The organism is Shewanella sp. BJSY2023SW005, assembly GCF_047314585.1.
GTDB classification, from domain to species: domain Bacteria; phylum Pseudomonadota; class Gammaproteobacteria; order Enterobacterales; family Shewanellaceae; genus Shewanella; species Shewanella algae.
In genome coordinates, this window is the sequence record NZ_JBKORJ010000058.1 from 1 (window position 1) to 4,668 (window position 4,668).

Below are 4,668 nucleotides of genomic sequence, written 5' to 3' on the forward strand. Positions count from 1 at the left end.
CCTGACAATATTGAAGCTCGCTTACTGACAAAGACGATAAAAGGTAAGTCGGTTTCCATTTTGACCTCATTAACGGACCCCTTGCGTTATCCGGGGGCAGATATAGCGGATTTATATGCCCATCGATGGGAGATAGAAGTGGGCTATCGGGAGATGAAGCAGCATCTTCTGGAGAGTCGCTTTACGTTGCGTAGTCAATTGCCAGAGTTGGTTATCCAAGAATTGTGGGGGGTACTATTGGCCTATAACCTCATCAGATACAAGATGGTGTTGATGGCTAAAAGCTTACCGTCGTTACATCCGAACCAATTAAGCTTTAGAGATGCATCGAGTTATATCATTTTTAAACTGACTCAGCTGTCATCTCAAATGCCTGGGAATGTTCCGAGAGAGATCTTGGACATAGTGCGTAATGCGAGGCAGTTCAAGCTTGATGGGAAACGGGATAGAGCCTATCCACGTGCGTTAAAAATGAGTAAAAACAAGTATCCCATTAAGCCTAAGAAAAATGCCGTTCACACTAAGTGAACGGCATTAGCGCTTGGCGCTGGTTTTTTTAATTATCACTCTTGGCCGTGATCGCACTTGTCGTTGGTGCAGACGCCATAGAGGTAGAGGCTGTGATTGGTGAGCTTGATATTGTGACGCATGGCGATTTCATGCTGACGACGCTCGATAAGATCATCGGAAAACTCGATCACTTTGCCACAGCTCAGGCATACCAGGTGATCATGATGATGTTGGGTGGAGAGTTCAAACACGGCTTTGCCGCTTTCGAAGTGGTGACGGCTGACAATGCCGGCATCATCAAACTGGTTCAGTACCCGATAAACGGTAGCCAGACCTATCTCTTCGCCGATATCCAGCAATTTCTTATATAAATCTTCGGCACTGATATGCTGGTTCTCCGGTTCTTGCATCAGCTCCAGGATTTTGACTCGTGGCAGGGTGATTTTCAAACCCGCTTTCTTCAGCGCTTGATTTCCATCTGTCATGGCTAATCTCTTGATTGCAGAACCCTTGGTATTACACATAGGTTCGTCCGTGGATAATAGACCCCATTATATGTGTACTGTTCTAAAACTTAAACCTCTGATCCGGCTTTTGGTACTTCTGTGGGGTAACTTGGCTATAATCGGCATAAATTTGAATAAAAACAAGCAATTTAAACATACTTTTTGTATGGTTATACCAAGGCATAATTGCAGTGTTTGGTTATCGTTGGCAGGATGACAGAAAAACAAAAAGGACACTAGATGCATCGTCGAATCGTGGTTTTAACCGGCGCCGGGATCTCTGCCGAGTCCGGATTACGTACCTTCAGGGATCAAGATGGCCTGTGGGAAGAGCATCATATTGAAGATGTGGCGACTCCTGAAGGCTATGAGCGTGACCCTGAGTTGGTCGAGCGCTTCTACAATGGCCGTTGGCAGCAATTGCATGCGGGCAATATAGAACCCAACGCCGCCCATACGGCGCTATCTCGCCTTGAGCAGGAGTTTGAGGGGGAACTGCTTATTGTCACCCAAAACATAGACGATCTGCACGAGAGAGCCGGCTCCAGGCGCTTGCTGCATATGCACGGTGAACTTTCCAAGGGGCGTTGTCCGCGCTCGCGGCAAACTTTTACCCTGCACGAACCCTTCGGGCCGGAGAATACCTGCACCTGCTGTATTCCGGCGCAGCGTTTGCGGCCTCATGTGGTTTGGTTCGGTGAAATGCCCCTGGGAATGGATAGAATTCACGATGCTTTGGATCACTGCGATCTCTTTATTGCCATTGGCACTTCAGGCACTGTCTATCCCGCTGCCGGTTTTGTCGACAGCGCCAATCATCATGGTGCGCTTACCGTCGAGGTCAATCTGATGCCGGCAGACAGACACAGCCAGTTTCAAATTCACCTGCAAGGCAAGGCCAGTGAGATGGTGCCGGCACTGGTGGAGCGTATCCTTGCCGGTCAGTCTATCTGCAATCAAACCGGCCAGAACTGATGCCTGAGCCCAAAACAGGTGCCAGCCTGCTTGAGCCGCCTGTCGGTATTTCAAGCGCGCGTAATATCCAAGAGATCAAGGGGGTTATTGACCCCGGGGCTATTGATGGCAACAGCCGCTTGGCAATCATCATGCGCGGTCTGCCGGGCAGCGGTAAATCATACTGGGTTCGGCAGTTTATCCAGGAACTACCAGCGAGGATTGCCCAGAATGTCACTGAGAGAGGCCTGTGCTCAACCGACAGCTTCTTTTACCAAAATAACCACTACTGCTTCGACATTGCCCGTTTGCCGGAATTTCATCAGCTCAACCTGAGCCGCTTCATCGAGGCGTTGGCATCTGGCGTGCCTGTGGTTATCTGCGACAATACTAACATGGCACTGTGGGAGTTTGCGGCCTATCAGGCGGCAGCAAAGGCCTTGAATTACCGGGTGCATATTCAACAGATTGGTGATGTGCGCAGCAAAACTCACCAGCGTGAATGTGCCAAGCGAAACAAACATGGCGTAAGTCTTAACTCCATTCAACGAATGGCCAGTCAATTTCAAAGAAATTAAAAATAACTTTTGCAAGTAAATTAAAATATCTGATTTCATAAATTGCAATATATCGGTATAAGATGAGTATAATTAAAGAAATTCCGAGTTGATATATTTCTTTAATAAAGCCAGTAATTCACCCATTAATATTTTTAAGTTTATTTTAATAATTTCAATCGTATTAAAATGTTTCATAGTCACATCTTGTGTCTTTGCTCACTCTTTTGTTTTATTTTTAGTCATATTATCTGCTCGGGTCAGAATAGACCCGTTAATCATTATTATAACTTTCGTTTGAGTTTCGGGAGTCGGATTGTTCCTCTTAAAAATAAAGAGTGAGCAAGCGGTATTCCTTTGCTCAGACAGGAGAGAAAGATGACCATACTTAAAAAGAAAAGAGTTGCGCTGATGGTGATGGCGATACTGTTGGCCGGTTGCAGTGATGGTGAAGATGGCCGTGATGGAGCGCCAGGTGAACCGGGAACCCCCGGAGAACCTGGGAAGCCGGGGACGAATCCCCCAGTGACCCAATCGGTCGAAACCCAAGTTAAAGTGATTAATTACACTTTGGGCGAGGGTAAGGTTAGCTACGAATTTGAAGTAACAGATGAAAATGGCGACTTAATTAATGAACTGACAGATGTTCAGGCAAAAGTGGCTGCTTTGACTGCTAAAGGTTTTATTCTCAACCGGGATGAAAATCCTATTAACGGGGTTGAGGACAATGTTCATATCGGCGGCGCAGTAACTCAGGCAACAGAAGGTGCAACGCTGACTCAAGTAGATGATGGTCATTATATTTTTGAAGCCCCAATGGCAGGTGTTAATGCCGCCACTGAAGGCATTGTTTGGCTGCGTGTCGGCGGTAATGATGCCATTGCCCGTTCAAAGGCGTTGGTTGTCAATAAGCCGGAAGGTCAATTCAGTACCACAACCAGGGCGGGATCCCACTTTAAATTGAACTTTTACGGTTGGTCATGATCTGATCTGCCTTGCCCTTAATCCACAGATGACCATGACCCTTTTGAAACAACTAGAACAGATTACCGATCCCCGTAAGGACATCAATCTAAAGCATAATTTAGTGGATGTGGTGTTCCTGACACTCAGTGCTATCCTCAGCGGTGCGACTGGGTGGAAGTCCATTCAGGAATTCGGAGAAGAACAGCTAGATTGGCTCCGTCTGTACCGAAAATTTGAAAATGGCATCCCTAAAAGGCATTGTATCAGTAATATAATCAAAGCATTGGACAGCGAACTGCTCCTTCAAGCCATATTTGGCTGGATCAATGAGCAACGGCAAACGGAAGGGAAAACCGTTATCGCGCTGGATGGAAAAACCCTGCGCGGGGCGTGGAGTGAGGATGCTAAGAATGCACTCCATGTTGTCAGCGCATTTGATGTCGGCAACGGCATTACACTTTACCAAGACAGTTCACATTCTAAAGGGAAAGAAGCTGAAGTCGCCCGCAACATGATTGATGCTATGGCACTGGATAATGCCGTTCTGACGCTGGATGCACTGCATTGTCAGGTGTCTACCATGAACAAAATTAAACAGGGGAACGGTGATTTCATTATTCAGCTCAAGTCGAACCAGCCGGGATTATTTGAAGCAGTCAAAACCAGCTTCAGTAAAGCGTATGAGCAGCCAGAACTGGCTATATTTGAGCAGTTCAACATGGGTCATGGCCGCAGGGAGCGCCGAACAGTCATGCAGATAGAAGCAGAATTATCAGCGGAACTTAAGAAAAAGTGGCCGCACATCACCTCATTTATCGAAGTTGCCAGTGAACGGACAGTCGATGGAATAACATCATGTTCTTCACGCTGGTATGTCAGTTCCTTACCGCTCAATGCCGAAGAGGCCGCGAGGACTATTCGAGAGCATTGGGGGGTAGAAAATCAGCTCCATTGGGTGCTGGATGTGGTCTTCCGCGAAGATGCGCTGAAGGTAACGGATCCTGATGGCGCAAAGCATCTCGCCCTATTTAACCGAGCGGCTCTGAGTGCGATAAGGCAGCACCAAGGCAAAAAAGACAGTCTGGCAGGTAAGCGCCGCCGTGCTGGTTGGAGTCCTACATTTCGCTCAGAGTTGTTATTTGGTTAAGATATAAGCAAAGTGGAATCCCGCCCTG

The 4,668-nt window shown here is 47.2% G+C and carries 5 protein-coding genes and 1 pseudogene; 5 read left to right on the plus strand and 1 reads right to left on the minus strand.

Features of this window, described 5'->3' with window-relative positions; all coding sequences use genetic code 11:
* The coding region (locus ACMHXI_RS18330; RefSeq protein WP_413735738.1) for a transposase at window positions 1-528 on the plus strand (528 nt) is incomplete at its 5' end.
* 35 nt (window positions 529-563) lie between these two features.
* Here the strand turns inward: ACMHXI_RS18330 and fur are convergent.
* The gene (gene fur, locus ACMHXI_RS18335) at window positions 564-995 is read right to left on the minus strand and encodes a ferric iron uptake transcriptional regulator (RefSeq protein ID WP_025011008.1); all 432 of its coding nucleotides are present in this window, start codon (window positions 993-995) and stop codon (window positions 564-566) included.
* Window positions 996-1,256: 261 nt separating this feature from the next.
* Here fur and cobB point away from each other — a divergent pair, with 261 nt between their 5' ends.
* The 4 genes and pseudogenes from cobB (at window position 1,257) to ACMHXI_RS18355 (ending at window position 4,640) form a co-directional block, all read left to right on the plus strand.
* Entirely contained in the window at window positions 1,257-1,991 is a 735-nt protein-coding gene (gene cobB, locus ACMHXI_RS18340) for a Sir2 family NAD+-dependent deacetylase (protein WP_025890087.1), read from the plus strand.
* Between the two features lie 131 nt (window positions 1,992-2,122).
* On the plus strand, window positions 2,123-2,548 hold the full coding sequence (locus tag ACMHXI_RS18345; protein ID WP_252348036.1) for an AAA family ATPase: 426 nt from the start codon (window positions 2,123-2,125) through the stop codon (window positions 2,546-2,548).
* A 357-nt stretch (window positions 2,549-2,905) separates the two neighbouring features.
* Window positions 2,906-3,466, plus strand: a pseudogene (locus ACMHXI_RS18350) (collagen-like protein); the annotation flags it as partial.
* Window positions 3,467-3,545: 79 nt separating this feature from the next.
* On the plus strand, window positions 3,546-4,640 hold the full coding sequence (locus ACMHXI_RS18355) for an ISAs1 family transposase (RefSeq protein WP_109248997.1): 1,095 nt from the start codon (window positions 3,546-3,548) through the stop codon (window positions 4,638-4,640).
* The last annotated feature ends 28 nt before the right edge of the window (window positions 4,641-4,668 follow it).